Genomic DNA, 1,815 nt, shown 5'->3' on the forward strand with positions numbered 1-1,815 from the left:
ATCAGACACGGCCTCCGCCACATCCAACGACGCCCTCATCTCATCGAGGGATGTCTCGCCGAAACCAAACTTGTCATCCGACCCAGGAAGTGAAATCCAACCAAGCGACATCACGACGAAAACGTCAGTAACTGGTTGGCGTGGTTTGGCGGAGGTCGGCCCGGTCCCAGGGTCACCGGCGGTCAGGAGCCCTGGGTTCCCCAACGAGATGCGGGTGTTGCCTGCGGAAAAGGCGCTGGCAACGGCGGAGCGGGTGGGCACTGCCGTCAGGTTCGCCGGGGGACCTTCCCGAGTGGGTCGGGCGTTCTCGGCCGGCGGTCGCGCCTGGGTGGGCAGCGGGTGGCCTTGTGCTAACCGATCGGCGTGGTCCGGCGGAGATCAGCCCGGTCCCACGGTCACCGGCGGTCAGGAGCCCTGAGCTCTCCGGCGAGACACAGGCCTCGCCTGCGGGAAAGGCGCTGGCAACGGCGGAGCGGGTGGGCACTGCCGTCAGGTTCGCCGGGGGACCTTCCCGAGTGGGCCGGGCGCTCTCGGCATGCGGCTGCGACTTGGTCGGGTAGGGCGCGGGTGGCTTTGTGCTAACCGGTCGGCGTGGTCCGGCGGAGATCGGCCCGGTCCCGGGGTCACCGGCGGTCAGGAGCCCTGGGTTCTCCGGCGAGACACCGGTGTTGCCTGCGGAGAAAAGCGCTGGCAACGGCGCGGAGGGGTGGGCGGCCCGGTGAGGTTCGCCGGGGAGCCTTCCAGGGTGGGTCGGGGCGTTCTCGGCCGGCGGTCGCGCTTCGGTGGGCAGCGGGGTGGCTTTGTGCTCACCGGTCGGCGTGGCCTGGTGGAGATCAGCCCGGTCCCGGGGTCACCGGCGGTCAGGAGCCCTGGGTTTCCCGGCGAGATGCGGGTGTTGCCTGCGGAGAAAAGCGCTGGCAACGGCGGAGCGGGAGGGCACCGCCGTCAGGTCCGCCGGGGGACCTTCCCGAGTGGGTCGGGTGTTTTGCGGCGTGCGGTGGGTATTCGGTGGCCGGGGGTCGATTGGGGCCGTGAGTGGGCGGTTTCGGTTGCCGAAGTGCACAACCCGGCCCTCGACAGGCGCTCACGCGGCCCGGTTCCGTATAACCCCAGGTCAGCGGAAATCCGATGCGCCGGAAGCCGTTCCGCGATCCGGATCGAGACCCCCGGCCCCACGCCCGCCCCTCTGTCCGGCGGATCTTCCGAAAGGCCCGCCGGGAGACCTCCCCAGCGGGTCGGGCCGTTGCGGTGGGCGTTTCGGGTCGGGTCGGCCGGCAGGAATCCCCCGGGGGCTTCGCGGGTCTCGATCCGGATCCCGAGACGCATACGAGCCCGCGCCTGCCCGCTGACCTGCGGTTTTACGGGAAGGACCGGCGAAAGCACCTGCCGAGGGCCGGGTTTCGCACTCCGGCGACCGAAACCACCCACCCCCCACCCCACTCTCCACGAGCTCTCGCCACCGAACACCCACCGCACACCGAGAACGCCCGGCCCACTCGGGAAGGCTCCCCGGCGGACCTGACGGCAGTGCCCTCCCGCTCCGCCGTTGCCAGCGCCTTTTCCGCAGGCAACACTCGTGTCTCGCCGGGGAGCCCAGGGCTCCTGACCGCCGGTGACATTGGGACCGGGCTGATCTCCGCCGGTCCACGCCGATCGGTTAGCACAAGGCCACCCGTGCCCGACCCGGCTATGACGCAACGTGTGCCGCGAATTGCCCACCCACTCGGGGAGGTTCCCCGGCGGACCTTGCCGGGCTGCCCTCCCGCTCCGCCGTTGCCAGCGCTTTTCCCGCAGGCAACACCCGTGTCTCGCCGG

The 1,815-nt window shown here is 70.6% G+C and carries 1 protein-coding gene; it reads right to left on the bottom strand.

The window, feature by feature from the left end; genetic code table 11:
- The coding region (locus ACIBM5_RS10115) for a hypothetical protein (RefSeq protein WP_396006392.1) at positions 1-261 on the bottom strand (261 nt) is incomplete at its 3' end.
- Between the last annotated feature and the right edge of the window lie 1,554 nt (positions 262-1,815).

This window comes from Embleya sp. NPDC050493 (assembly GCF_044458105.1).
Classification (GTDB): Bacteria; Actinomycetota; Actinomycetes; order Streptomycetales; family Streptomycetaceae; genus Embleya.